We start from the raw sequence: 25664 nt of genomic DNA, 5'->3' as shown, positions 1-25664 counted from the left end.
GCCAGAAAGAGTTAAAACATTCTTCTCGTTAATCCCATAGAATCAATTACCTTGGTTGAAATTTCTTCAACAGAATAATTTGTGGTGTTGAGATAAGGAATATTGTTTTTTCTAAAAAGGGCTTCAACTTCAGCTAATTCGATTCTACATTGGCGAATTGATGCATAACGGCTATTTTCACGACGTTCACCTCGGATAGCAGCAAGACGTTCTGGTGCAATGGTTAAGCCAAATAATTTATGCTGATATTCTTTTAATTCCGCAGGTAGTTTTAGGAAATCCATATCATCTGCAGTAAATGGATAGTTAGCCGCTTGAATACCAAATTGCATCGCTAAATAGAGGCTGGTGGGCGTTTTTCCACAACGAGAAACACCAATTAAGATTACTTGAGCTTGGTCGAGATTTCGTAAAGATATGCCATCATCATGGGAAAGGGTGTATTCGATTGCAGCAATACGAGCATCATATTTGCTAAGGTTTTTTTCAGTTAATCCGTGGGTTTTGTTTAATTTTGGCGATGCCTTGATCCCCACTTCTTTTTCAAGTGGTATTACGAGAGATTGCACAATATCCTGACAAAAACCTTCACTACTATTTATTATCTGTTTAACTTCAGGGCTGATAATAGAATAAAAAACGAGAGGCTTAGCACCACTCTTTTTATAAATTTCAGAGATTTTCTGTTTTATTTCTTCAGCTCTTTCTACAGTAGAAACGAAAGGTAATGTATAACTTTTCATTTTTAATGGAAATTGAGAAAGTACCGCATGGCCTAATACTTCTGCCGTAATTGCTGTACCATCAGAGATAAAAAAGACTGTTCTATCAATGGGTTCATTATTATCACAATTAATAGAATTCAAGCTTAATATCATAACGCTCACCTTTTTTAGCTGAATTAGCAAATCAAACAATATTATCTAAAGCATTTTTAGTGATTATAAAGGATAAAAAAATAAAGTTTTCTGGTTGATCGATTCACCTTTCTATATTCAGCATCACATTGTGATACGCTTATTTACGTTGTCGTTTTGACAGCGGGTTTTTCTTTTTTTCTCTCTCTCATAATTGTTTAAAAAAGGATTGTTCTCAATGTCCAGCAATAGCCTCACCCCGTGCAATGTGCTTTGGTATAACCAATTAGGTATGAATGACGTTGATCGTGTTGGTGGGAAAAATGCTTCCCTCGGTGAAATGATCACAAACCTAGCGGAACTGGGTGTTTCTGTTCCTAATGGGTTTGCTACCACAGCGCAAGCGTTTAATGATTTTCTGGAACAGAGCGGTATCAATCAGCGTATTTATGAATTACTTGATAGCGTTGATGTTGATGATGTTAATCAACTGGCTCAAGCAGGTAATCAAATTCGCCAGTGGGTAATTGATACACCTTTTACGCCTCAGTTTGAAAAAGATATTCGCGATGCTTATCTCACATTAAGTGAAGGTGAATCTGAAGCTTCATTTGCCGTTCGTTCATCTGCGACTGCAGAAGATATGCCTGATGCTTCTTTTGCCGGTCAACAAGAGACGTTTTTAAACGTTCAAGGTATTGATGCCATACTCGTTGCAATCAAACACGTATTTGCCTCGTTATTTAACGATCGCGCAATCTCTTATCGTGTTCACCAAGGTTATGATCACCGTGGTGTTGCATTATCTGCTGGCGTTCAACGTATGGTGCGTTCTGATCTCGCTTCTTCAGGTGTGATGTTTACCATCGATACTGAATCTGGCTTTGATCAAGTTGTCTTTATTACATCAGCTTATGGTTTAGGTGAAATGGTTGTACAGGGTGCTGTTAACCCAGATGAGTTTTATGTGCACAAGCCAACTTTAGCAAAAGGTCTACCTTCTATTGTTCGTCGTAATCTTGGCTCTAAAAAGATCCAAATGGTTTACGCAGACAGCGTTGAACATGGTAAACAAGTCCGTATCGAAGATACGCCAGAGTCACTGCGCAATCGTTTCTCTTTAACTGATCATGAAGTTCAAGAGCTGGCTAAACAAGCTGTATTGATTGAACGTCATTATGGTCGTCCAATGGATATCGAGTGGGCTAAAGATGGACATAATGGTCGTTTATACATTGTTCAGGCTCGCCCAGAAACAGTTCGCTCTAACCAACAAGTGATGGAACGCTATCAATTAAATGAAAGTGGCTCTGTTATTATTGAAGGCCGTGCTATTGGTCATCGTATTGGTACGGGTGCCGTCAAAGTTATCCATAACTTAAGTGAAATGGATAGAATTGAAGCGGGTGATGTGTTGGTCACTGACATGACAGACCCAGATTGGGAACCTATCATGAAGAAAGCTTCTGCGATTGTAACTAATCGTGGTGGTAGAACTTGTCACGCAGCTATTATTGCTCGTGAATTAGGTATTCCAGCTGTTGTAGGTTGTGGTGATGCAACAGAATGTATTGCGGAAGGACAAGTTGTAACTGTTTCTTGTGCTGAAGGTGATACAGGATTTGTTTACGATGGAAAACTGGATTTCTCTATTCAGAGCTCCGCAATCGATAATATGCCTGAATTAGGGCTCAAAATCATGATGAACGTCGGCAATCCTGATCGTGCATTTGATTTTGCAGGCTTACCAAATGATGGTGTCGGTCTTGCGCGTTTAGAATTTATTATTAACCGCATGATTGGTGTGCATCCTCGCGCATTACTAGAGTATGACGACCAAACTGAAGCACTGAAAGCTGAAATCAATGAAATGATGGCAGGCTATGAATCTCCAGTTGAGTATTACATTAGTAAATTAACGGAAGGGATTGCAACATTAGCAGCGGCATTCTGGCCTAAACGCGTTATTGTTCGTTTATCTGACTTTAAATCTAACGAATATGCCAATTTAGTAGGTGGCGATCGTTATGAGCCAGATGAAGAAAACCCAATGTTAGGATTCCGTGGTGCGGGCCGTTATGTTTCTGACGATTTTCGTCGCTGTTTCTCGCTTGAGTGTGAGGCGGTAAAACGTGTTCGTAATGATATGGGCTTAGAAAACGTTGAAGTTATGATCCCATTTGTTCGTACTGTACGCCAAGCTGAAGAAGTTATTGACGAATTAGCGGCAAATGGTTTGAAACGTGGTGAGAATGGCTTAAAAGTCATTATGATGTGTGAAATTCCATCAAATGCCTTATTAGCAGATAAATTCTTAGAACACTTTGATGGTTTCTCTATCGGCTCTAACGATATGACCCAATTAACATTAGGTCTTGACCGAGATTCAGGTGTGGTTTCTGCACTGTTTGATGAACGCAATGATGCAGTGAAAGCATTGTTATCAATGGCGATCCAAGCCGCTAAACGTAATGGAAAATATGTGGGTATTTGTGGTCAGGGACCTTCTGATCATGAAGATTTCGCACAATGGCTAATGGAAGAGGGAATTGATAGTTTATCTTTAAACCCAGATACCGTAATTAAAACTTGGGTAAAATTAGCACAATAGAATTAATATCATCGCTATAAATAAAAGCTCACAATATAATGTGAGCTTTTTTTATACAATTATTAAATAATAGGCAAAAAAAAAGCCTATCATGGGCTGACAGGCAAAGACTACACACAGCAATATTTTATATTCTTTAATCTCGCCAATTAATCTATTAATATGAAAGGCGAAATTATTAATTCGATGAAACATTTGTTTCGTTGATATTTATATTAAGAGAAATGCGTTAATTATGCTCTAAGAATTATCTCAATAAAAAGAATATAGGCTTATTTGAAAGTGAATATAACTTGCTGGTAACAAACAGGTTTAAAAAAATGTAATTTGTTTCAAATTGTAAGTTTGAATATAAAAATATAATGATTTATTCCTAAATTGATAATCTTTATTAAACCTTACTCTGTTATTTTTAGAGCATGTAAGTAGCTACACTTACATGCTCCATTATTATTTATTCTTTTTCGATAAAGTTTTTATTCATAAATTCTACTGTTTCAGTTAAATCAGGATTAGGTTTTGGTACTTCATTAATCCATGCATTTAATAAGCTATGTGCAACAGCAAGAACAACAGGACCAATAAATAACCCAATCATACCTAATGTTAAAATCCCACCAATAACACCAGTAAGAATTAATACCATAGGCAAATCAGCGCCCATCTTGATTAAATAAGGTCGTAATACACCATCCATTGTCGCAACCGCGCCACCCCAAATCACCATAACAATGCCCCAAGTGGTATCACCTGTCCAAAATAGCCATAAAATGGAAGGGATCAATACTAATAAAGGACCTATTTGAGCAAGGCAGCAAATAAACATAATAACGGTTAATACCGTAGCATAAGGTACGCCAGACACTGCGAGACCGATACCACCAACAATCGCTTGAATTAAGGCGGTTAAAACCACGCCTAATGCGACAGCGCGAATAGACATGGATGCAAGTAAGATTGCGGCATCACCACGCTGACCAGCTAAACGAATGGCAAAATGGCGTAACCAAGATACGACATTTTCACCTTGTAAAAACAGTAAGCCGGAAAATAACAACATCACACCCAAATGTAAGGCAAATCGACCAATATTTAATGCTTGAGCAAAAAACCAGTTTGCAGCTTGTCCGACATAAGGTTGGATTTTTGAGATTAACGCGTTACCGCCAGAGACAAGGATAGAATGCCATGTATCATAAAGCTTGCTCCCTATCATTGGGATATCGTTAAGCCATAATAGTTGAGGTGGCTGAATACTCGAAGGTGATTTTGCTAATTCTATTAAAGGCGCACTATTATCAATAACACTACTGATTAATAAGATAATAGGGATAACGAAGATCAGTAATATCAAAATCATCATTATCATGGTTGATAGCCAACGATATTTTACCCGCTTTTCAATAATAAGAAGTAAAGGCCACGTTGCAACAACAATCATTCCAGCCCAAATAAAACCCACAATAAAGGGATTTAGGATCCAAAAACTGGCGATAATAAAAAAAGAAATAAAAAGAACAGTGAATAAAACTTTGGGTATATCTGTATGGATCTGCGGTTTTTCCATGGTTTTAAATCCCTACACGAATAAAAATGCTAGAAGCAGATGAATAAACATTGCAAATATCACGTTGTTTATATCACTACGCAATTTGCCAGAATTGTATGATAAGGTGAACAGGTATCGGTCTGAAAGTACAAAATGAGGCAAAGTACCTCTTAGCATACATTTCAACATCTAAAATTAAGCAATGTGGACTATTAGATTAAAGAGCTATAACAAATGATCCCACGTATATCGCAAGCACCGCAAGTTAGTGAACTCACAACAGAATTTCTTGATACTCTTCAAAAAAACGGTTTCACCGGTGATATCTCCAGCAGTTACGCTGACAGACTCACTATGGCAACAGATAATAGTATTTACCAGTTATTGCCACAGGCTGTTGTTTTTCCTCGCTCAACCGCTGATGTAACTATTATTGCTCGCTTAGTTGATGAACCTCGATTTCATTCACTCTCTCTGACTCCTAGAGGGGGCGGTACAGGTACTAATGGGCAAGCGTTAACGGATGGTATTGTGGTTGATTTATCTCGCTATATGAAGCGTATTATCGAGATAAACCCGCAAGAGCGTTGGGTAAAAGTGGAAGCAGGGGTGATAAAAGATGAGTTAAACCTCTTTTTAAAACCTTATGGCTTTTTTTTCGCACCAGAACTATCTACCAGTAATCGCGCTACATTAGGTGGAATGATTAACACTGATGCATCAGGGCAAGGTTCAATGGTTTATGGTAAAACCTCTGATCACGTTCTTGGTGTTAGGGCGGTTTTGTTAGGTGGTGAGCTGCTTGAAACACGAGCTATGGATACGGTACTAGCTGAAAACATTGCCCAAGAAAGCTCTGCAATGGGTAAAATTTACCGTACTGTTTTATCTCGTTGTAAAGAGCAACGAAAGCTCATTCTTGAAAAATTCCCTAAATTAAATCGCTTTTTAACAGGGTATGATTTGCGTCATGTCTTTAGTGATGACATGAAACGATTTGATTTAACGAGAATTTTAACAGGCTCTGAAGGAACGCTAGCTTTTATTACTGAGGCGACACTGGATATCACGCCAATTCCCAAACAGCGCAGTTTAGTCAATGTAAAATACGATTCGTTTGACTCAGCATTACGCAACGCCCCTTTTTTAGTTAAAGCGAATGCGCTTTCTGTTGAAACGGTTGATTCAAAAGTATTAAATCTCGCCCGTGAAGATATCGTGTGGCACTCTGTAAAAGAGTTGATCACAGATATACCTGATAAAGATATGCAAGGACTTAATATTGTTGAATTTGCGGGCGATGATGAAAACCTTATCGCATCACAAGTCGCATCATTATGCCAACGCTTAGATTCATTAATGAAAGAGGGCCAGGGCGGTGTTATCGGTTATCAAGTCTGTGAAGATTTGGCGGATATTAACCGTATTTATGCCATGCGTAAAAAAGCGGTTGGCTTATTAGGTAACGCCAAAGGACAAGCAAAGCCAATTCCTTTCGTAGAAGATACTTGTGTGCCGCCAGAACATCTTGCTGATTATATTACCGAATTTAGAGCGTTACTTGATAATCATCAGCTCAATTATGGCATGTTTGGACATGTTGATGCAGGGGTGTTGCACGTAAGACCGGCTCTTGATATGTGCGATCCACAACAAGAATTATTGATGAAATCTATCTCAGACGACATTGTCACGTTAACAGCCAAATATGGTGGGTTACTCTGGGGGGAACATGGAAAAGGCTTTAGAGCGCAATACAGCCCCGAATTTTTCGGTGAAACGCTTTATCATGAACTGCGTCAAATCAAAACGGTGTTCGATCCTCGAAATAGGCTGAATCCTGGGAAAATATGCCCTCCATTAGAGGTCGATGAACCCATGAAGCAAGTCGATACCATCAAACGAGGTACTTTTGATCGCACAATCCCTTTATCTGTGCGTCAAGAGTTCAAAGGTGCACTGGATTGTAATGGTAATGGACTTTGCTTTAACTTTGATGCTAAAAGCCCAATGTGTCCTTCAATGAAAATCAGCGGACAACGCATTCATTCACCTAAAGGACGAGCTGCACTTGTAAGAGAGTGGCTACGCTTATTGACAGAGCAAGGCGTTAGCCCAAAACAACTTGAATCTAGCCTTGAAAATAATAAACCTAGTTTAAGAGGTTTGATTGAGAAAACACGTAATACATGGAAAGCCAAACGTGGCGAATATGACTTTTCTCATGAAGTGAAAGCGGCTATGAATGGTTGCTTGGCTTGTAAAGCCTGTTCAACGCAATGTCCGATTAAAATTGATGTGCCATCGTTTCGTTCTAAGTTTACTGAACTTTATCATCAGCGTTATTTACGCCCGTTAAAAGATCATATTGTCGCGAATGTTGAATTAACAACGCCGATTATGGCGAAAGCACCGGGATTCTTTAACTTTTTTATGAAGCAACCGTTGGTGCAGTCATTAAGTAAACACACGATAGGAATGGTCGATTTACCTTTGCTGTCATCGCCTACATTAAGACAGCAATTGGCTGGGCACAAAGCGTTAAATATGACGCTAGAAGACTTAGAGCGTTTATCTGAAAAGCAACGAAGTCATTATGTGCTGGTGGTACAAGATCCCTTTACCAGTTATTACGATGCAAAAGTGGTTGCCGATTTTATCAAACTGATTGAAAAAATTGGATTTAAACCTGTTTTACTACCATTTTCACCTAATGGGAAAGCGCAACATATTAAAGGTTTTTTACAGCAATTTAGTAAAACGGCACAAAAAACCTCAACCATGCTTAATCGTGTCGCAAAATTAGGTATTCCTATGGTAGGGGTTGATCCTGCATTAGTGCTTTGTTATCGCGATGAATATCGTGAAATACTGGGTGATAAGCGTGGGGATTTTAATGTTCAACTTGTTCATGAATGGCTAAGTAAATTGGTATCTGAGCCAATAGCAGTTCGCGATGATGCTGAAAAATGGTATCTTTTCGGGCATTGTACAGAAGTGACGGCACTACCACAAAGTATGAAACAGTGGCAGGCTATTTTCCAACGTTATGGGCAGCAACTCGAATTTGTGAGCACTGGATGTTGTGGAATGGCAGGTACTTATGGACATGAACTGAACAATTATGAAAACTCGTTGGGCATTTACCAACTCTCATGGGGTAATGCACTAAAAACATTACCAACAATGCGTTGCTTAAGCACAGGATATTCGTGTCGTAGTCAAGTAAAACGTATTGATAATATTGAGCTAAAACACCCACTACAGGCACTTTTGGAGATTATGCCATGATATGGAAACGTGAAACGACAATCGAGCATCTTAATCATATTGGCCAAAACAATATGATGAGCCATTTAGGTATTGAATTAACGTGCCTCGGGGATGATTATCTTGAAGGAACAATGCCAGTTGATCACCGCACTAAGCAACCTTTAGGGCTTTTACATGGTGGTGCTTCTGTTGTTTTAGCTGAAACATTGGGCTCTGTTGCGGGTTATCTTTGTACTGAAGGTGAACAAAAAATTGTCGGGCTAGAAATCAATGCGAATCATATTCGTTCAGCGAGAGAAGGCAAGGTAAGAGGTGTATGCAAACCGATTCATTTAGGACGTTCACACCAAGTCTGGTCAATAGAAATCTTTGATGATGAAGATCGTCAAGTGTGTATTTCTAGATTAACGACATCTGTTATTTCTTAAAGAATAAAAAAGACAAACGCACAGAGTGAAATACTCGCTTTGTGCGTTTTTTGTGTTTATAGATAATGTCAAAAAATAAAAATAGAGAGAGAAAATAGAATTACTTCTTTATTTAGATTTTATTTTTAATGATAATCATTATCTTCATAATAAAAGATAAGACGATCAATAATGTTTACTATTTCTAAATTTAACACCACAGTATTATTAATTGCAGGTTTATTAATCAGTGGGTGCGATAATAATTCTACCTCTGAAACGAGTAATGATATAAGTAATATTTCGGTACAAACTGTTTCTGGTTTTAATATGGCTTATCCCACTTCGTTTTCCATGAGCAGAGAAGATACTGAAAATTATTTTAAATCATTACCAGATAATATTCAGGATGTCACAACGGAAATGATGGTTTATAAATCAGAACCCATTTGTGATTTGACAGAAGTTCGTCTGGTTTATTTTAAAATGATCGATGCAATGAGTTACGATGTAGATGCAGGAGCGCAAGGTATTGTAGATAATATCGCCATCATAGATGGTATGAATGAAATATCTACATCGATAAAACCATTAACTATTCCAAATGTGGAAAGTCGACATGTCTTTTTTGAAGGGAAATATGCAAAAGAGAACGTGAGTTATGAAGGTATTTTAGCGACTGATCTTAAAACGAATCGAGTATGGCAATTGCAACTGATTAGCAACTTCAATAGCCAATCGGACAAACAAAAAAACAGTCAAATTCTTGAATGTACAAACAAATATATTCAAACCATCACTATTAATAAATAACATCAAAGAGCACACAAACCAATAAGAGGTCATCATATCAGTGGTGCTATCTTATTCCTCATCAAAGCATAAAAATGAATGTGAATAGGCTCAATAAGCGAGATGTAAAAGCACATTTTTATGCTTTTTTCTCTAAATTTCAGTGATAACATATAAAGTGTATTTATTTTGCAACTTATGTGCGTATTGTGCGAAATATAAGAAAAATTAAAAGTTTTATTTTTTAGAATGAAAAAATATAAAAGTGTTATATTACATTGCGTTAACATGTATTGTTAACAAAATGAGCGCAAAAATAGAACAAAAAATACACATTTACGGAATATCCTTTCAAAAGACATGGTTGAAGTGATAAGGGTTATCATTACCATTAGTGTCAGGAAAGATATCAATCTCCTTTCGAAATGAGGTCAGAAATGACAAACAACGTTGAAACTTTTTCTCTTAATGACACAGCTTGGCAAGGCATTGTATTAACGGATAATGCGGCAAAGCATATCTGCCATTTGGTTGAGAAAAACCCTGAAAAACAAGGGCTTTCCTTAAGTATCAAACCCTCCGGTTGTACAGGGTATGGTTATGTTATTGAACTCGCTACTGCCCCAAATGATGATGATCTTGTTTATGAACATAATGGCGCAAAACTCTTTGTTTCATTAAAAGCAATGCCATTTATCGATGGGTTGGTTGTTGATTATGTTCGTGAAGGACTTAATCAAATGTTTAAATTTAATAATCCTAAAGCTCAAAACGTCTGCGGATGTGGTGAGAGCTTCGGGGTATAACATAGTGAAGTCAGATTATGTCTCAGAGCAATGTTGAAATTGGTGATGAAGTTCAGGGATGGCTAAGCGATCACCACTATAAAGAAGGTTTTTATACCGATATCTCAACCGACACCTTAGAAAAAGGATTAAATGAAGCGGTTGTACGTGCAATATCGGCAAAAAGAAACGAACCAGAGTGGATGCTGGAATTTCGTTTAGATGCTTATCGCCATTGGTTAGAAATGGAAGAGCCACATTGGCTAAAAGCAGATTATCCATCGCTTAATTATCAAGATTATAGCTATTACTCAGCACCATCTTGTAGTTCATGTTGTGCTAACGGCAGTTGTGCTGGTGGCACAAATGAAGCTGTTACGAGCGATAAACAAGCTGCACAGGATTATTTAACCAAAGAAGTTGAAGATGCTTTTAACCAACTCGGAGTGCCTGTAAGAGAAGGGCAAGCTGTTGCTGTTGATGCCATTTTTGACTCTGTTTCTGTTTCAACAACATATCGTGAAGAGCTTGCTGAACATGGCATTATTTTCTGTTCATTTAGCGAGGCTATTCAAGAATACCCTGATTTAGTGCGCCAATATTTAGGCACCGTTGTCTCAAGCCATGATAATTACTTTGCTGCGCTGAATGCTGCGGTCGCATCTGATGGTACCTTTGTCTATATTCCCAAGGGGGTTCGTTGCCCAATGGAGTTATCGACTTATTTCCGTATTAATGCGGCTCAAACGGGTCAATTCGAACGAACAATTCTGGTTGCTGATGAAGGCAGTTATGTCAGTTATATCGAAGGTTGTTCAGCACCTGTTCGAGACAGCTATCAGCTTCATGCAGCTGTGGTTGAAGTCATTATCCATAAAGATGCCGAAGTAAAATACTCTACTGTACAAAACTGGTTCTCTGGTGGCGATAGTGAAGGCGGTATCCTTAACTTTGTGACTAAACGCGCTATCTGTGAAGGCGAAAACGCCAAAATGTCATGGACGCAATCAGAAACAGGTTCTGCAATCACATGGAAATACCCAAGTGTGATTTTAAAAGGGGACAACTCCAGCGCTGAATTCTTCTCGGTTGCTTTAACCAATGGCAATCAACAAGCAGATACGGGGACTAAGATGATCCATATCGGCAAAAATACCAAATCAACCATTATCTCTAAAGGTATTTCTGCGGGTAAAAGTCAAAACAGTTACCGTGGGCTCGTAAAAGTACTTCCTGGTGCGCAAAATGCTCGTAACTTCACCCAGTGTGATTCCATGTTAATTGGTACACAGTGCGGTGCGCATACTTTCCCTTATGTTGAGGTAATGAACAACTCAGCACAGCTTGAACACGAAGCAACAACATCACGTATTGGTGAAGATCAGTTGTTCTATTGTCGCCAGCGTGGATTAAGCGAAGATGATGCAATCTCAATGATTGTAAACGGATTTTGTAAAGATGTGTTCTCAGAATTACCGCTGGAATTTGCTGTAGAAGCACAAAAATTATTAGCAATCAGCTTAGAGCACAGCGTCGGTTAACTATTAACCAAATTCTGAGTATAAAGATACCGAAGGCATATATTATGTTAGATATTAAAAATTTACATGTCAGTGTTGAAGGCAATGAGATCCTTAAAGGATTAGATTTGCAGGTGCGTGCAGGTGAAGTTCACGCGATTATGGGACCAAATGGCTCGGGTAAAAGTACGCTATCTGCAACGCTTGCTGGTCGTGATGAATATGAAGTTGATGAAGGTTCAATTACCTTTAAAAATAAAGATTTATTAGAGTTAGAACCGGAAGATCGCGCAGGTGAAGGCATCTTTATGGCATTTCAATATCCTGTTGAAATACCCGGTGTCAGTAATCAGTTTTTCTTACAATCTTCTGTAAATGCAGTGAGAGAATATCGTGGCCAAGAGCCGTTAGATCGCTTTGATTTTGAAGATTTTATTGAAGATAAAATTAAATTACTGGATATGCCACAAGATTTGCTAACACGCTCTGTTAACGTGGGATTTTCTGGTGGTGAGAAAAAACGTAATGATATTTTACAAATGGCTGCGTTAGAGCCTGAGTTATGTATTTTAGATGAAACAGACTCAGGTCTTGATATAGACGCATTAAAAATCGTTTCTAATGGTGTTAATAGCTTACGTGATGGTAAACGTGCTTTCATCGTTGTAACACACTACCAACGTATTCTTGACTATATTAAACCTGATTTTGTGCATGTGCTTTATCAGGGAAAAATCATTAAATCAGGTGATTTTTCATTGGCGCAAAAATTGGAGGAACAAGGTTATGGCTGGCTTATTGACCCTCAATGAAAAGCGTGAAAAACAGCGCCAAGTTGAACAGCGTAATCAACAAGCACTAGAGGTATTTTCAGCGTTATATCATCAACGTAAAGGTGACGATAATCTCAACGCTCGTAATCATTGGTTGCAAGTTGAGAAAGTAGGTTTCCCTGCTTACCGCCATGAAGATTGGCATTATACGCCATTAGAAGAAACACTAAGCCAGTGCTATCAACAGTTGCCACCTTTTGATGTACAAAGTTTAATGGCTAAACATGCATTATCTTTTGATTGCTACCGTATTGTTATGGTGAATGGCACATTTTCACCGATAGAAAGTAGTAAAGATTTTGGTCCTTATCAAGTTACTTTACTTGATAATCAAAGTGAATTACCTAAAGCGGTAAATGGTGAAATCTTCCTGCATTTAGTTGAAAGTTTAGCGCCACATCCATTGCTTATTACCCTGAAAAACGGTGTTATTGCGGATAAGCCACTCTATATCCTCAATATTACTCAAGGTGATCAAAGCACAGAGGTAAATAGTGCAAATTATCGTTTTCACCTTGATGTCGGTGCGAATACTCAGATGCAAGTGGTAGAACACTATATCAGCAGTGATAGTGAAAACCGTCATTTTACAGGTGCAAGATTAACCGCAACGATTGGCGATAATGCCTCTTTTAACCATATCAAATTAAGTTTTGAAAATGGAGTAAGTCAGCATTTTGCCCATAACGATCTGACGATAGGCCGTGATGCTCGTGTTAACAGTTACGCTTTCTTATTAGGCGCTAAACTTAGTCGTCATCACACGAGTTCTGCACTAAAGGGTGAAAATACAGAGCTTTCAATGAATAGCGTTGTATTACCTAAAGCTGGAGAGATTGCAGATACTCGTACATGGCTAGTTCATGGTGAGAAAAATTGCCAGAGTCGTCAACTGCATAAAAGTATTGCGATGGATGCAGGGAAAGCTGTATTTAACGGTATGATCACGGTGACACCTCAAGCATTAAAAACAGATGGTCAAATGACTAATAACAATCTGTTGCTGGGTGAAAAAGCGCAAATCGATACTAAACCACAGCTTGAGATTTATGCTGATGATGTGAAGTGTAGTCATGGTGCTACTGTGGGAAGAATTGATGATGAGCAACTATTTTATCTGCGTTCACGAGGTATTTCCTTAAGTGATGCCCGTAAAATGATCATTCATGCATTTGCGGCTGAATTAACTGAATCGCTAGAAAATAGTGTGATTAAAGCTCTGGTATTAGAAAGAATTAATCAGCGCTTATTAGAGGTATAAAATAAGGCATTATGACGCATTCCATTGAAAAAGTGCGAGATGATTTTCCAATTCTTTCACAACAAGTGAAAGGAAAACCTCTGGTTTATCTCGATAGTGCCGCAAGTGCTCAGAAACCGGCTTGCGTCATTGAACATGAAAAACAATTTGCCTTAACACAATATGCCGCGGTTCACCGTGGCATTCACACATTAAGTGCAAATGCGACAACGTTAGTTGAAAATGTCCGTAAAAAAGCCTGTGATTTTTTAGGTGCCAATAGCGAAGAAGAGATAATTTTTGTTAAAGGAACAACCGAAGGGATCAACCTTATAGCGAACGTTTATAGCCAACGATTTTTAAATGATGGTGACAATATCATCATCACAGAAATGGAACATCACGCAAATATTGTTCCGTGGTATATGTTGGCAAAACAGTATGGTTTTAATGTTCGTGTATTACCGCTATTACAAGACGGCACGCTCGATTTTGCTCAATTGCCTCACTTAATCGATGAGCGAACCAAATTGCTCAGCCTCACTCATCAATCAAATGTATTAGGCACAGTGAATCCAGTCGCTCAAATTATTCGTGATGCTCGTCAATATGCAATTGAGCAAGGTGGTGAATTACATATATTGGTTGATGGTGCTCAAAGTGCAATGCATCAAACAATTAATGTTTCACAACTTGATTGCGACTTTTTTGTTTGTAGCGGTCATAAACTTTATGGGCCTACAGGTATTGGTTTGTTATACGGCAAAAAAGCGATACTGGATGAATTACCGCCGTGGGAAGGCGGCGGCGCAATGATAAAGCATGTTCATATTAATGGCGATATTACCTACGCAGATGCGCCTTGGCGCTTTGAAGCAGGAACACCTAACATAATGGGAATGATTGGTTTAGGTGCGGCATTAGATTATCTTTTACAAATAGGCATGGATAATATTGCTGAGTATGAAAGACATATAATGAAGTATGCCCAAGAGCAGTTGCAAAAAGTAAAATCCTTAACGCTTTATGGCAATGATTCTCGACAAGGTGTGATAGCGTTTAATTTAGGCAAATATCACGCTTATGATGTTGGGGCATTCCTTGATAATTATGGCATTGCTATTCGTACAGGGCATCATTGTGCGATGCCAATTATGGATTATTACCAAGTTCCTGCGATGTGTCGTGCATCTCTCGGTTTATATACCAATAAAAATGATATCGATACGTTGGTTAATGCGCTATTACGTGTTGAGATGTTATTAGGTTAAAAATTAAAAAAGAGGTTATTCATGGCAGTTGCCAATTTGCCAGATGAAGCAAAGCTATTACGCAATTTTTCTCGTTGTCAGGATTGGGAGCAACGTTATCTCTATATGATGGAGTTAGGTGAGCGTCTTCCTCCTTTAACGGATGAACAACGTATTTCAGCTAACTTTATTGAAGGTTGCCAAAGCCAAGTTTGGATCGCTGTTTCTCTTAATGAGAATAAACAGTTAGTGCTGGCTGGCGATAGTGATGCAGGTATTGTAAAAGGCCTTGTTGCCTTAGTGATTATCTTATTTCAAGGTAAAACTATCGAACAAGCATTAGAGACAGATATCAAACATTACTTTTCATCATTAGCACTAGAAAGCCACTTAACACCTTCTCGCACGCAAGGTTTGCATGCGATGGTTACGACACTTATTAAGCGTTTTTCAGAATACGCTGTAGCATAAATGTTACCTGATCCCGCATTAATGTTCTAAACTGACTTATTATATGAAAGCATAACAATGATAATGTTATCATCATAATAGTCAGTTTATTTTATTTCTAACACACGGGATAAACGATGAAAAAATGGTTAACTCTCTTAGGGGTATCGCTGTTAGGGATGAGTAGTCACTTATCTTATGCGACAGAATATCTACTACCTGCTGATGGCCAGCGTATTATTGGTGAAAATTTTTCATATATAGTTCCCGATGATAAACGCTCATTAGAGGCTATTGCGTCCGAATACCAAGTGGGATTGCTCAATATGATGGAAGCGAATCCTGGTATTGATCCTCTTTTGCCTGATGCAGGTAAAACCTTAACAATCCCTTTGCAGATGATTTTGCCTGATACTCTACATAAAGGCATTGTTATCAACCTTGCTGAATTGCGTCTTTATTATTATCCAAAAGAGGGTGGAACTGTTGATGTTTACCCTATTGGAATTGGTCAATTAGGGCGAGAAACACCTGAGATGGTGACATCGATTTCTCAATTAATTAAAGATCCCACTTGGACACCAACGGCGAATATTCGCAAAAATTATGCAGCTAAAGGGATCACGCTACCGGCTGTCGTTCCTGCTGGCCCTGAAAATCCAATGGGGGCATATGCTTTAAGATTGGCACATAGTCGAGGTGAATACCTTATTCATGGTACTAATGCTGATTTTGGTATTGGTTTAAGAGTGAGTTCAGGCTGTATTCGTTTACGCCCAAATGATATTGAGACCTTATTTAACGTGGTACCTAAAGGGAGCCGAGTTCAGGTTATCAATAAACCGATTAAATTTACTGAAACTGCAGACGGTAGACAGTTTATTGAAGTTCATCAGCCACTATCACGTAATGAAGATGACGATCCGCAAACCATGCCTCTTACATTCACAAAGCAATTTAATGCTTGGTATGAAAGTGGCAAGGTTAATAAAGATAAAGCTGATTCAGAGCTTATTCGACGCTCTGGTATTCCGGTGGATGTGACAGCATATTAATACAACATTTTATTAAACAGATGTTTAAGGCATCTGTTTTTTACGTGAGGATTAAAGTCTAAAACAAACTAATAGAGTAAAAAGGCGTATTTTTAACATTAAATTAACGTTATTATCTTTAATATAAATAGCTTCTCCTATTGATATAAGGAAATAGATATTATGATAAGCGACGTAAATAATACCCCTCCTCGTAGCGTTAACATTTTTGAACATATTACTATTGACGTTGAAAACAAATGTAGTCAATTGGCAAATTTAGTTGCGACACTAAAAAATAGTGTAGCAACTTTTTTCACTGGAAGTGAAACGAAAAGACAACAGAATACTAAAAAAATATGTGGTGAGTTGATTCAGCGGATCTCAACACAAAAAAAAGATCATGGCTATGAAGTATTAGATATAAAAAAAATGAATGATAATAAACATATAAGTACTCGGTTCACCCATAAAACGCTGGATAATACCGTGACTGAATTATTCTGTTCTGTCAAAAATGAATTGTTAAATCAAACAGATAAAAAATTATCACTCACAAAAGGTCATTCTGATGAATCAGTCAATATAATGCTAGCAGCACTGTATCAGATTTATGAACAGGCAGATAAATTTCTTCAGAAGAATATTAATTTTGGGCATAATAGTTTATTAAAAACACGGATATTTGAATTAATTATTAATAATTTTATTATTGAAAATATTGAGGGGGCTACTCAAAATGATAAACTTATTGAATTACTTAAAAATATGCATGACATCTATAAATATGAATTAAATTCGTACAAAGAGATATCGAAAGAAAAAATAGAATATAAAATTGAGAGATTCGGCAAGCTTTAAGACAATTTAAAAGAATATATATTTTATATAAAACCTAATAATGTATAAAACAAAGCCCTAACATTTGAATTGATCCCAGTTCATATTGTTAGGGCTTTGTGATTAATGCTTACCTAAAGCTGTTTCAGCTTATTGGTAAGTCAAATTACTTTTTATAAGTAGTGACTTGGTTATCTAAACGCTGATTTGCACGAGCTGCTTCGTCGTAAGCTGATTTCGCTTCAGCACGAGCAGATTGTACATCACTACTTAGTTGTTGAACTTGAGAATTCAGGCGGCTTACATCAGAAGAGATTTGATCTAATTGTGCATTATTACTAGAAGAACAACCTGCTAATAAGCCTGAAGCCAGAATTACCGCACCTAGTACAAGTTTCGCTTTCATAGTTACAACCTCTATTATTAGTTTGTGTAAAGGAACAAGTAGCATTTATATGAAACCATTAATAAGTATGGCACACATATAGGAAAAAGCTGGATTTATTCTTAATAAGTGTATCTTACGTTCCCTATAACAATAGGAAAAATAACACTTATATTGTAAATTTTCAGCACAATAAATGTGTGCTTTCTCACAAAAGTTCATTATTAGTAAAAATCCTAATCACTGAAAAGCGGTTTGTTGACTAAAAATCACACAACTCAACATTGGTAATTTACTCTTAAACTGATTGATAAATAGCCATAAAAAGATAAAAAAGAGATAGAAACAGGAAAGAGGATTAATCTAAAGAGAATGACGAAAAATAAGAAAGAAAAATTTTTTTTAGAAATAGATAAAGAAAACGCCACTCAATGAGTGGCGTTTGACATCTTCGCGTTGTGTAAAATTACAGAACGTGAACAGATGAAGTATTTGTTGTACCGCTATCAACCAGGGCACCAGTAACCATAACAACACGCTCACCAGCATGCGCTAAACCACTTGCTAATGCAGCTTCTTTACCAATACGGTAGAAGTCATCAGTAGAGGCGATTTCGTTAACTAATTGAGTGGTTACACCTTTAACTAACAGTAACTGACGAGCTGTTTCTTCGTTGTTTGTTAATGCTAAGATTGGTGCAGTTGGGAAATATTTACGGATAGAACGCGCTGATTTACCACCGAAAGTTGCTACAACAATCAGAGGCGCATCTAAGTTTTCAGCCATTTCAACCGCACCGCGACAAACTGCTTCAGTTACGCGTAATTTTGCAGCTGTTTGTTTGTAATCAAGACGAGATTGCATGATACGGTCTGTACGATCACAGATAGTAGCCATGATAGTCACAGCTTCTACTGGGTATTTACCTTTTGCACTTTCACCTGACAACATAACAGCATCAGTACCATCTAAGATAGCATTCGCAACGTCACCCGCTTCAGCACGAGTAGGGCGTGGGTTTTTGATCATTGAATCTAACATTTGCGTTGCAGTGATAACCACTTTACGTGCAGCGTTACATTTTTCGATCATCATTTTTTGTGCGAAGATAACTTCTTCAACTGGGATCTCAACACCTAGGTCGCCACGAGCAACCATGATACCGTCAGATGCTTCTAAGATCTCATCAAAATTGTTTAAACCTTCTTGGTTTTCAATTTTTGAGATGATCATGATGTTTTCGCCGCCGTGTGCATTTAAGTGAGCACGCATTTCTTCAACGTCAGAACGTTTACGAATGAATGATGCAGCAACGAAATCAACGCCTTGCTCGCAACCAAAGATAAGATCTTGTTTATCTTTTTCAGCTAATGCAGGTAAACCGATAGAAACGCCAGGTAAGTTAACACCTTTGTTTTCACCTAAGTCACCGTTGTTTAAAACTTCACAAACAACTTCTTTATCAGTCACAGCAGTGACTTTCATGCCGATAAGACCATCATCAACTAAAACAGTGTTACCAACAGTTAAGTCTTTAGCAAAACCCTCGTAAGTTACAGCAACGCGGTCTTTATTACCCACAACAGTTTTGTCTGTGGTGAAAGTGAAAGTTTGACCAGCAACTAAAGCGACATCATTACCACCTTCTAATTTGATGGTACGAATTTCTGGGCCTTTAGTATCTAATAAGATAGCGGCTTTTTTGCCTGTTTTAGCGCAAATGTTACGCAGGTTTTTGATACGGTTGCCATGCTCTTCATAGTCACCGTGAGAGAAGTTTAGACGCATAACGTTCATGCCTGCGTCCAGTAATTGATTCAGTTTTTCTTCAGATTCGGTTTTTGGTCCGATGGTGCAAACAATTTTTGTCTTTTTCATGGCAGTCTATTTAATGGTTGTATTGTAATGGATGAATAAGGATTAATGTCGCTGTTTTCTATTAACAGTATCAACGGTGCAAAACAGGGTGTACAACTCATCTCTAATGGATAAGTTGCGCAACATGTTAATGGTTCAGCAACATCATAAAAATCTTGTCACTATTTTGTATCAAAGGTTGGCAGACATCTTACATTATAGTCTATCACGATTCATTTGTTCTGTTTTCTAAAGATGCCCGTAAATCAATACGCTGAAACCTTTCAACAAAATTATGTTTCGTATTATAGAGGTTAATTTCTATGAAGAAAATCGAAAAAAGGTAAATTTAAGTGATGTGATCAAAATACGGCGCTGATTGCTTGTTTTTTAAGCACTTTGTTGCGCAATAAAATATTGCAAGCTAAATTAATTGTTTTGTAGGGTAGGTAAGATGAGTAAAAATAAGAAAATAGAGAAAGAGAAATGGTGCGTCCAAGTGGACTCGAACCACCGACCCCCACCATGTCAAGGTGGTGCTCTAACCAACTGAGCTATGGACGCACTGTATTGAGATGTTGTCGAAAAATAAATGGTGCGTCCAAGTGGACTCGAACCACCGACCCCCACCATGTCAAGGTGGTGCTCTAACCAACTGAGCTATGGACGCATTATCTATTGGGTGACAACGGGGACGAATATTAACGAGATGATTCGATTCTGGCAAGAGGAAAAACACAAATTTATATTCAACTGCTCGTATTTAAAGCTATTTGTTGATATTTGTGTCATTCCTTTGCCTAAATAACCGTTTCTGTTTAACGCTCTGAGCGTAATAACACCACTTCATCAGGTTGGCGTTGGAGCCACCAAATACGGGAACCCATCATAATTGCTGAGGCAGTTAAACCTAAAATAAAGCCAATCCAGAAACCAGCAGGTCCCATCGCCTCAACAAAGTAATTAGTACGCCCTAATATATAACCAGAAGGTAGCCCAATTACCCAGTAGGCAATAAAAGTAATAAAGAAGATAGAGCGGGTATCTTTATAACCTCGTAATACACCTGAGCCAATAACTTGCACAGAATCTGATAACTGATAAAGTGCAGCGAATAACATAAGATGAGAAGCTAATGTCACCACTTCAATATTATCGTTATACATTAACGCGATTTTTTCTCTGAAGATGATAGAGAAAATTGCGGTACAACTTGCCAACATTAGTCCAACAGCAAGCGCTGTAATGGCTGAAATACGCGCTTGCTCTGTAGAGCGTTGCCCTAAGTTATGGCCGACACGGATGGTTGCTGCTATTCCCAATGAAAGAGGGAACATAAACATCAGTGAGCTAAAGTTAAGTGCTATTTGATGACTGGCAACCGCAGTAACGCCTAAAGGTGAAACTAATAACGCAACAACGGCAAATAGAGTTACCTCAAAGAATAAGGCTAAGCCAACAGGTAATCCTAAAAATGTAATACGCTTTATTGTATGGAAATCCGGGCTTACTAAACGTTTCTTTGGCATAACGTCACGTTGTGTTGGCGCTCGACGCACGTAATAACGCATCATTAAGAACATTGCCCAGAAAACGGAGGCCGTTGCAACACCACAACCAATCCCCCCTAATTGTGGGGCACCAAATTTGCCGTAAATAAAGGCGTAGTTAACAGGGATATTAATTAATAAGCCAATAAAACCAATTATCATGCCGGGTTTCGTTTTAGATAATCCCTCACATTGGCTTCTCAATACCTGATAGTAAAGGCAACCTGGAGCACCCCACATAATGGCATGAATAAATCCAATGGCTTTTTCGGCTAATTCGGGTTCTATATCATGTTGCGCTTCAATAATAAAACGGCTGTTATAAAGAATAGCAATTACCATGATTGATAAGAAAGTGGCGAGCCAAAAACCTTGCTGTGTGCGATTAGCAATATGTTTTCGTTGTCCTGAACCATTTAATTGAGCAACGATTGGAGTCAATGCCATTAATATACCTTGGCCTAATAAAATCGTTGGTAACCAAATAGACGTGCCTACTGCCACCGCCGACATTTCTGTGGCATTTACAGCACCCGCCATGACAGTATCAACGACACCCATTGCTGTCTGGGAAAATTGCGCGATGATAACGGGGATACCGAGAGCAAGTAAGCTACGCGCTTCTCTTATGTACTTCTGCACGCATACACCTTTATTTATTATAAGAAAACGAAAGGAAAGGAAGAGAACAAACGTCGTATTATTAAAATGACGTAAAGAGATCCTCAAGACCGCTTATTCTAATGATAAAAGTTTAATAAGCAACGAAAGAAGTTTAGCTTTTCAAACACAGGATTTTGATAATTTATTAGGTGTTTTTACGTTATATTTAACGGCAATCATCGACAAGGAATAAATACGATAATTGTTCCTTTGTATTAATACGAGCTATGTTATCCTTTATAGCATAAGCCTAAATTGAGTTTACCAGTTTATCGATCCAAGGAGATGTAAGATGTTTACAGGTATTGTTCAGGGAAAAGGGCGGGTTATTGCTATCGAAGATAAAGGTGATTTTCGTACCCATGTCATTGAATTACCCAAAGAGCTAGTCGGCAATTTAGAAACAGGTGCTTCTGTTGCAAATAATGGTTGCTGTTTAACAGTCACTAAAATTGAAGATACACATATTAGCTTTGATTTAGTGAAAGAGACATTACGTTTAACTAACCTTGGTGAATTAAAAGTTGGCTCTGAAGTGAATATTGAACGTGCAGCTAAGTATGGTGATGAAATTGGTGGTCATGTTATGTCTGGTCATATTGTAACAACTGCTGAAGTTGCCAAAATTATTACATCAGAAAATAATTTACAAATTTGGTTTCGCATCTTTGATAAAGCATTAATGAAATACATTTTACACAAAGGTTTTATTGGTATTGATGGAATAAGCCTAACTGTGGGCGATGTGGTTAATAACCGTTTTTGTGTACATTTAATTCCTGAAACGCGTGATAGAACGACATTAGGTCGCAAACGTCTTGGTGATAAAGTCAATATTGAACTTGATCCTCAAACTCAAGCGATTGTCGATACAGTAGAGCGCGTTATGGCGCAACAAGTACAGCAACAAGCATTATTAGCAGCACAACAAATTGAAAATGAAGAACAAGCTTCACATAATTAATAATTAATGTTGTTGTTCTTAAAACAGAACAAAAGAAAAAGCCAGTTTGATTGATAAACTGGCTTTTCTCTTTTTATAAAAAGAAGAATTAACGAGGAATTTGTAAACCGCCAATATGACCTTTAGGGCTTAGTACGATTTGCCATAGCTGAATATCTCTGGCACGAAATGCACCCGCACAGGCATTAAGATAATAGCTAAACATACGTTTAAAACGCGGTGTGTAATTAGATTCAATATCTGGCCAACAGGCTAAAAAACGCTGATACCATGCCATTAATGTTTTATCGTAATCAGCACCAAAGTTATGCCAATCTTCCATCACAAATTTACTGTCCATTGCATGAGCAATTTTTTGAATAGACGGTAAACATCCATTAGGAAATATATATTTGCTTATCCAACTATCTACATTCACTTTATCGCGGTTAGAGCCAATGGTGTGCAATAAAAACAGACCTTCTTCCTTTAAATTACGACGAACCACATCAAAATAAGTAGCATAATTTTTGGGCCCTACGTGCTCAAACATACCCACTGAAACTATGCGATCAAACTTTTCATGTAAATCGCGATAATCTTCTAAAATAATATTTACATCAAGTCCTTGGCATCGAGCTTGTGCCAGTTTTTGCTGTTCAACAGAAATGGTGACTCCCGTTACAGAAACACCAAAATGTTTGGCTGCATAGCCTGCAAGCCCACCCCAACCACAACCAATGTCTAATAAGGTCATTCCCGGTTTTAAATCTAATTTTCGGCAAATTAAATCTAATTTATGTTCTTGAGCTTGAGTTAAATTATCTGCGTTTTTCCAGTAACCACAGGAATATTGCATATTAGGATCAAGCATGGCTGTAAATAAATCATTACCAAGATCGTAATGCTCTTTACCTACCATCCATGCGCGTTTTTGAGTTTGCAAATTAAAAAGGCGGGCTGTCGCAATCTTGACAATATCACGTAGATTTTGTGGGAGCTTATTTTCAAGACCAGCACGTAAAACTTTATGAAAGAATATATCCAGTCGCTCACAATCCCACCAACCATCCATATAGCTTTCACCGAGACCTAATGAGCCTTGTTGCAATACTCTTTTATAAAAATTTTGATTATGAACCTGAATATCATAAGGTTCTGAACCATTAACTCGAATATCAGCGTGAGTTAGTAGCTCTGTAGCAATCCTTTCGTAAGGATCATTGGAGGTCTTTCGGCCTTCTTCTACACAAGATGTACTCATATACTCTCCGGCGTAAACTAAGCGGGTTTTGAGACATAAACTAAGAAAGGGTGTGTGCAGATTGACAGTATTAAAATGGTATCGTGTTCAATATGGGTTGAACGAATAGAATTAATAAGACAACTAATCTGACATAATCAGCTAATAATCTGTTTAAGGCCTCAAAATCCGAAAGAAAAATAGATAAAACGCTATTACAGCGTATGGACAAGTATAGAGACGTAGAATATTTTTCTCTAGAAAAGAAAAAGGCTATTTTTTATAAAATAGCCTTTTTAAGATAATTCTTAAAAGAATGAGTGCGATTATTCTGCGGTTTGAACTGTGTGTTTGGTAACAGATTTATTACGCTGAATAAAGTAGCCAACTGCCATTGGAATTGCTGTTAACGCCATAATTGCTGTGGTGTTAATCAGAGGTTGTTGGCTAATAAATGCAGATACGATAAAACTTGCTAAGCTACAAAGACCCAATTGAAGCGCATTTTGTAACGCAGCTGCTTTACCACTAATTTCAGGATAAGCAGATAGAGCATTAGATACTGCAATTGGATAAGATGCACCATTCATTGCAGCCATAATACAGAACGGAATTAAAATAGTTGTCAATGTTGGTTCCGTAAATTTAGCAACAAGGTATAACGCAGTCATACTGACAGCATAACCAATTAATAACAGTGGTAGCAGTGTTTTACCTGTCATTTTTGACAGTAAAATACGACAACCATAACCACCGACCATAAAGGCAATAGTTTGTGGAATATAACTTAAACCGATATCCTGTGGAGAGTAGCCCATCTTTTCAAGAATGATTGGTGAGCCAGCTAACCAAGCAAAGAAACCTGCACTACAAGAAGCGTAAACTAATACGTTACCTGTGTAGAGAGGAGATTTTAGTAAAGTTATAAATGATGCAGAAGATTGGTTTGCATCTGTAACTGATTTTTGTTTAATGTTTTTTAGCATTAGTGTCGGTAACATAAGAACTAACGTTACGGCCATTAACAGCATAAAAATCATACGCCAGCCACCGTGATTTAATAACGATGCACCGATTAAAGGCGCAAGTGCTGGTGATAATGCAACCAGTGGCATAATTAAAGCAAAAACGTGTTGGGCGCGAGATTCATCAAAACGGTCGATGACAAGAGCTTGCCAAATAACAGCAGCAGAGCAGACGCCGAAAGCTTGTAGGAAGCGCATAGCAAGTAAGCCAGTTGCACTTTCAACCCATAGCATACCAAGGCAGCCTAAAGAGAAAAGACTTAAACCAATAAGAAGAATAGGTTTACGACCGACTTTGTCAGAAAGTGGTCCCCAAAGTAACTGAGCAACAGCAAAGCCAAATAAAAAGATACTTAAGCTATTACTAATAGCACCTTCGCTGATAGAGAGCTCACGTTGCATCATACCAAATGCAGGTAAGTACATATCAATAGCTAAGTAACCTAGCATACTCAAACCAGCTAGGTACACCATAAAGCTCATAGGTGTTTTTGATTGTGTGGATGTTTTAGAATTCATTTTATTTTCTATGCTATGTGATGTAGAACATTTTATG

The 25664-nt window shown here is 37.9% G+C and carries 20 protein-coding genes and 2 tRNA genes; 13 read left to right on the top strand and 9 right to left on the bottom strand.

Annotation, left to right across the window (positions count from 1 at the left end; translation table 11 throughout):
* Nucleotides 1-11 precede the first annotated feature (11 nt).
* Entirely contained in the window at nucleotides 12-878 is an 867-nt protein-coding gene (locus C0T34_RS09200; RefSeq protein WP_098943110.1) for a pyruvate, water dikinase regulatory protein, read from the bottom strand.
* A gap of 217 nt (nucleotides 879-1095) precedes the next feature.
* On the opposite strand from C0T34_RS09200, the gene ppsA reads away from it, so the two are divergent.
* Nucleotides 1096-3468 carry a phosphoenolpyruvate synthase gene (gene ppsA / locus C0T34_RS09195; protein ID WP_088495766.1) on the top strand — a complete coding sequence of 791 codons (2373 nt, stop codon included), beginning with the start codon at nucleotides 1096-1098 and terminating at the stop codon, nucleotides 3466-3468.
* A 454-nt stretch (nucleotides 3469-3922) separates the two neighbouring features.
* Here ppsA and ydiK read toward each other — a convergent pair whose 3' ends face one another.
* Nucleotides 3923-5035, bottom strand: coding sequence for an AI-2E family transporter YdiK (ydiK, locus tag C0T34_RS09190; RefSeq protein ID WP_088495765.1), 1113 nt, complete (start codon nucleotides 5033-5035; stop codon nucleotides 3923-3925).
* 216 nt (nucleotides 5036-5251) lie between these two features.
* Here ydiK and C0T34_RS09185 point away from each other — a divergent pair, with 216 nt between their 5' ends.
* The 11 genes from C0T34_RS09185 to C0T34_RS09135 all read left to right on the top strand — a co-directional run bounded on the left by C0T34_RS09185 (nucleotide 5252) and on the right by C0T34_RS09135 (nucleotide 17462).
* Complete coding sequence (locus tag C0T34_RS09185; protein ID WP_109850050.1) at nucleotides 5252-8308, top strand: FAD-binding and (Fe-S)-binding domain-containing protein; 3057 nt, start codon at nucleotides 5252-5254, stop codon at nucleotides 8306-8308.
* Nucleotides 8305-8718 (top strand): 1,4-dihydroxy-2-naphthoyl-CoA hydrolase, encoded by a 414-nt coding sequence (gene menI / locus C0T34_RS09180; RefSeq protein ID WP_072070326.1) that lies wholly within the window; start codon nucleotides 8305-8307, stop codon nucleotides 8716-8718. The genes C0T34_RS09185 and menI overlap by 4 nt, the downstream gene beginning before the upstream one ends.
* A gap of 171 nt (nucleotides 8719-8889) precedes the next feature.
* Nucleotides 8890-9510: a hypothetical protein gene (locus tag C0T34_RS09175; protein ID WP_109850049.1), complete on the top strand. Its 621-nt coding sequence runs from the start codon at nucleotides 8890-8892 to the stop codon at nucleotides 9508-9510.
* A gap of 416 nt (nucleotides 9511-9926) precedes the next feature.
* Nucleotides 9927-10295 carry a Fe-S cluster assembly scaffold SufA gene (gene sufA / locus C0T34_RS09170; protein WP_036913225.1) on the top strand — a complete coding sequence of 123 codons (369 nt, stop codon included), beginning with the start codon at nucleotides 9927-9929 and terminating at the stop codon, nucleotides 10293-10295.
* A gap of 17 nt (nucleotides 10296-10312) precedes the next feature.
* Complete coding sequence (sufB, locus tag C0T34_RS09165; protein WP_109850048.1) at nucleotides 10313-11815, top strand: Fe-S cluster assembly protein SufB; 1503 nt, start codon at nucleotides 10313-10315, stop codon at nucleotides 11813-11815.
* Between the two features lie 44 nt (nucleotides 11816-11859).
* A complete protein-coding gene (gene sufC, locus C0T34_RS09160) occupies nucleotides 11860-12606 on the top strand; it encodes a Fe-S cluster assembly ATPase SufC (protein WP_088495761.1) in 747 nt (248 codons plus the stop codon).
* A complete protein-coding gene (sufD, locus tag C0T34_RS09155; protein ID WP_109850047.1) occupies nucleotides 12581-13888 on the top strand; it encodes a Fe-S cluster assembly protein SufD in 1308 nt (435 codons plus the stop codon). The genes sufC and sufD overlap by 26 nt, the downstream gene beginning before the upstream one ends.
* Nucleotides 13889-13899: 11 nt before the next feature.
* Entirely contained in the window at nucleotides 13900-15138 is a 1239-nt protein-coding gene (gene sufS, locus C0T34_RS09150; RefSeq protein WP_196556551.1) for a cysteine desulfurase SufS, read from the top strand.
* A 21-nt stretch (nucleotides 15139-15159) separates the two neighbouring features.
* Nucleotides 15160-15588 carry a cysteine desulfuration protein SufE gene (gene sufE, locus C0T34_RS09145; RefSeq protein WP_109850045.1) on the top strand — a complete coding sequence of 143 codons (429 nt, stop codon included), beginning with the start codon at nucleotides 15160-15162 and terminating at the stop codon, nucleotides 15586-15588.
* Between the two features lie 116 nt (nucleotides 15589-15704).
* Nucleotides 15705-16622, top strand: coding sequence for a L,D-transpeptidase family protein (locus C0T34_RS09140; protein ID WP_109850044.1), 918 nt, complete (start codon nucleotides 15705-15707; stop codon nucleotides 16620-16622).
* A 162-nt stretch (nucleotides 16623-16784) separates the two neighbouring features.
* A complete protein-coding gene (locus C0T34_RS09135) occupies nucleotides 16785-17462 on the top strand; it encodes a hypothetical protein (protein ID WP_109850043.1) in 678 nt (225 codons plus the stop codon).
* A gap of 145 nt (nucleotides 17463-17607) precedes the next feature.
* Here the strand turns inward: C0T34_RS09135 and C0T34_RS09130 are convergent, their stop codons facing one another.
* From C0T34_RS09130 to C0T34_RS09110, 5 genes are all read right to left on the bottom strand, one after another.
* Nucleotides 17608-17847, bottom strand: coding sequence for an Lpp/OprI family alanine-zipper lipoprotein (locus C0T34_RS09130; protein WP_098943092.1), 240 nt, complete (start codon nucleotides 17845-17847; stop codon nucleotides 17608-17610).
* Between the two features lie 445 nt (nucleotides 17848-18292).
* On the bottom strand, nucleotides 18293-19705 hold the full coding sequence (gene pykF / locus C0T34_RS09125) for a pyruvate kinase PykF (protein WP_075673229.1): 1413 nt from the start codon (nucleotides 19703-19705) through the stop codon (nucleotides 18293-18295).
* A gap of 466 nt (nucleotides 19706-20171) precedes the next feature.
* Nucleotides 20172-20248: transfer RNA gene (locus C0T34_RS09120), tRNA-Val, on the bottom strand.
* A 29-nt stretch (nucleotides 20249-20277) separates the two neighbouring features.
* Nucleotides 20278-20354 (bottom strand) — tRNA-Val (locus C0T34_RS09115).
* Between the two features lie 148 nt (nucleotides 20355-20502).
* Nucleotides 20503-21876: an MATE family efflux transporter gene (locus C0T34_RS09110; protein WP_098943088.1), complete on the bottom strand. Its 1374-nt coding sequence runs from the start codon at nucleotides 21874-21876 to the stop codon at nucleotides 20503-20505.
* A gap of 313 nt (nucleotides 21877-22189) precedes the next feature.
* Here C0T34_RS09110 and C0T34_RS09105 point away from each other — a divergent pair, with 313 nt between their 5' ends.
* The gene (locus C0T34_RS09105; RefSeq protein ID WP_098943087.1) at nucleotides 22190-22861 is read left to right on the top strand and encodes a riboflavin synthase subunit alpha; all 672 of its coding nucleotides are present in this window, start codon (nucleotides 22190-22192) and stop codon (nucleotides 22859-22861) included.
* Between the two features lie 88 nt (nucleotides 22862-22949).
* Here the strand turns inward: C0T34_RS09105 and cfa are convergent, their stop codons facing one another.
* Both cfa and punC read right to left on the bottom strand, forming a co-directional pair.
* Nucleotides 22950-24104, bottom strand: a complete 1155-nt coding sequence (gene cfa, locus C0T34_RS09100; RefSeq protein ID WP_098943086.1) for a cyclopropane fatty acyl phospholipid synthase — start codon at nucleotides 24102-24104, stop codon at nucleotides 22950-22952.
* A gap of 305 nt (nucleotides 24105-24409) precedes the next feature.
* Nucleotides 24410-25627, bottom strand: a complete 1218-nt coding sequence (gene punC, locus C0T34_RS09095) for a purine nucleoside transporter PunC (protein ID WP_109850042.1) — start codon at nucleotides 25625-25627, stop codon at nucleotides 24410-24412.
* Nucleotides 25628-25664: the final 37 nt, after the last annotated feature.

This window comes from Proteus sp. CA142267 (assembly GCF_003336825.1).
Lineage (GTDB): Bacteria > Pseudomonadota > Gammaproteobacteria > Enterobacterales > Enterobacteriaceae > Proteus > Proteus terrae.
This window is presented reverse-complemented; position numbering and strand designations above follow the sequence as displayed.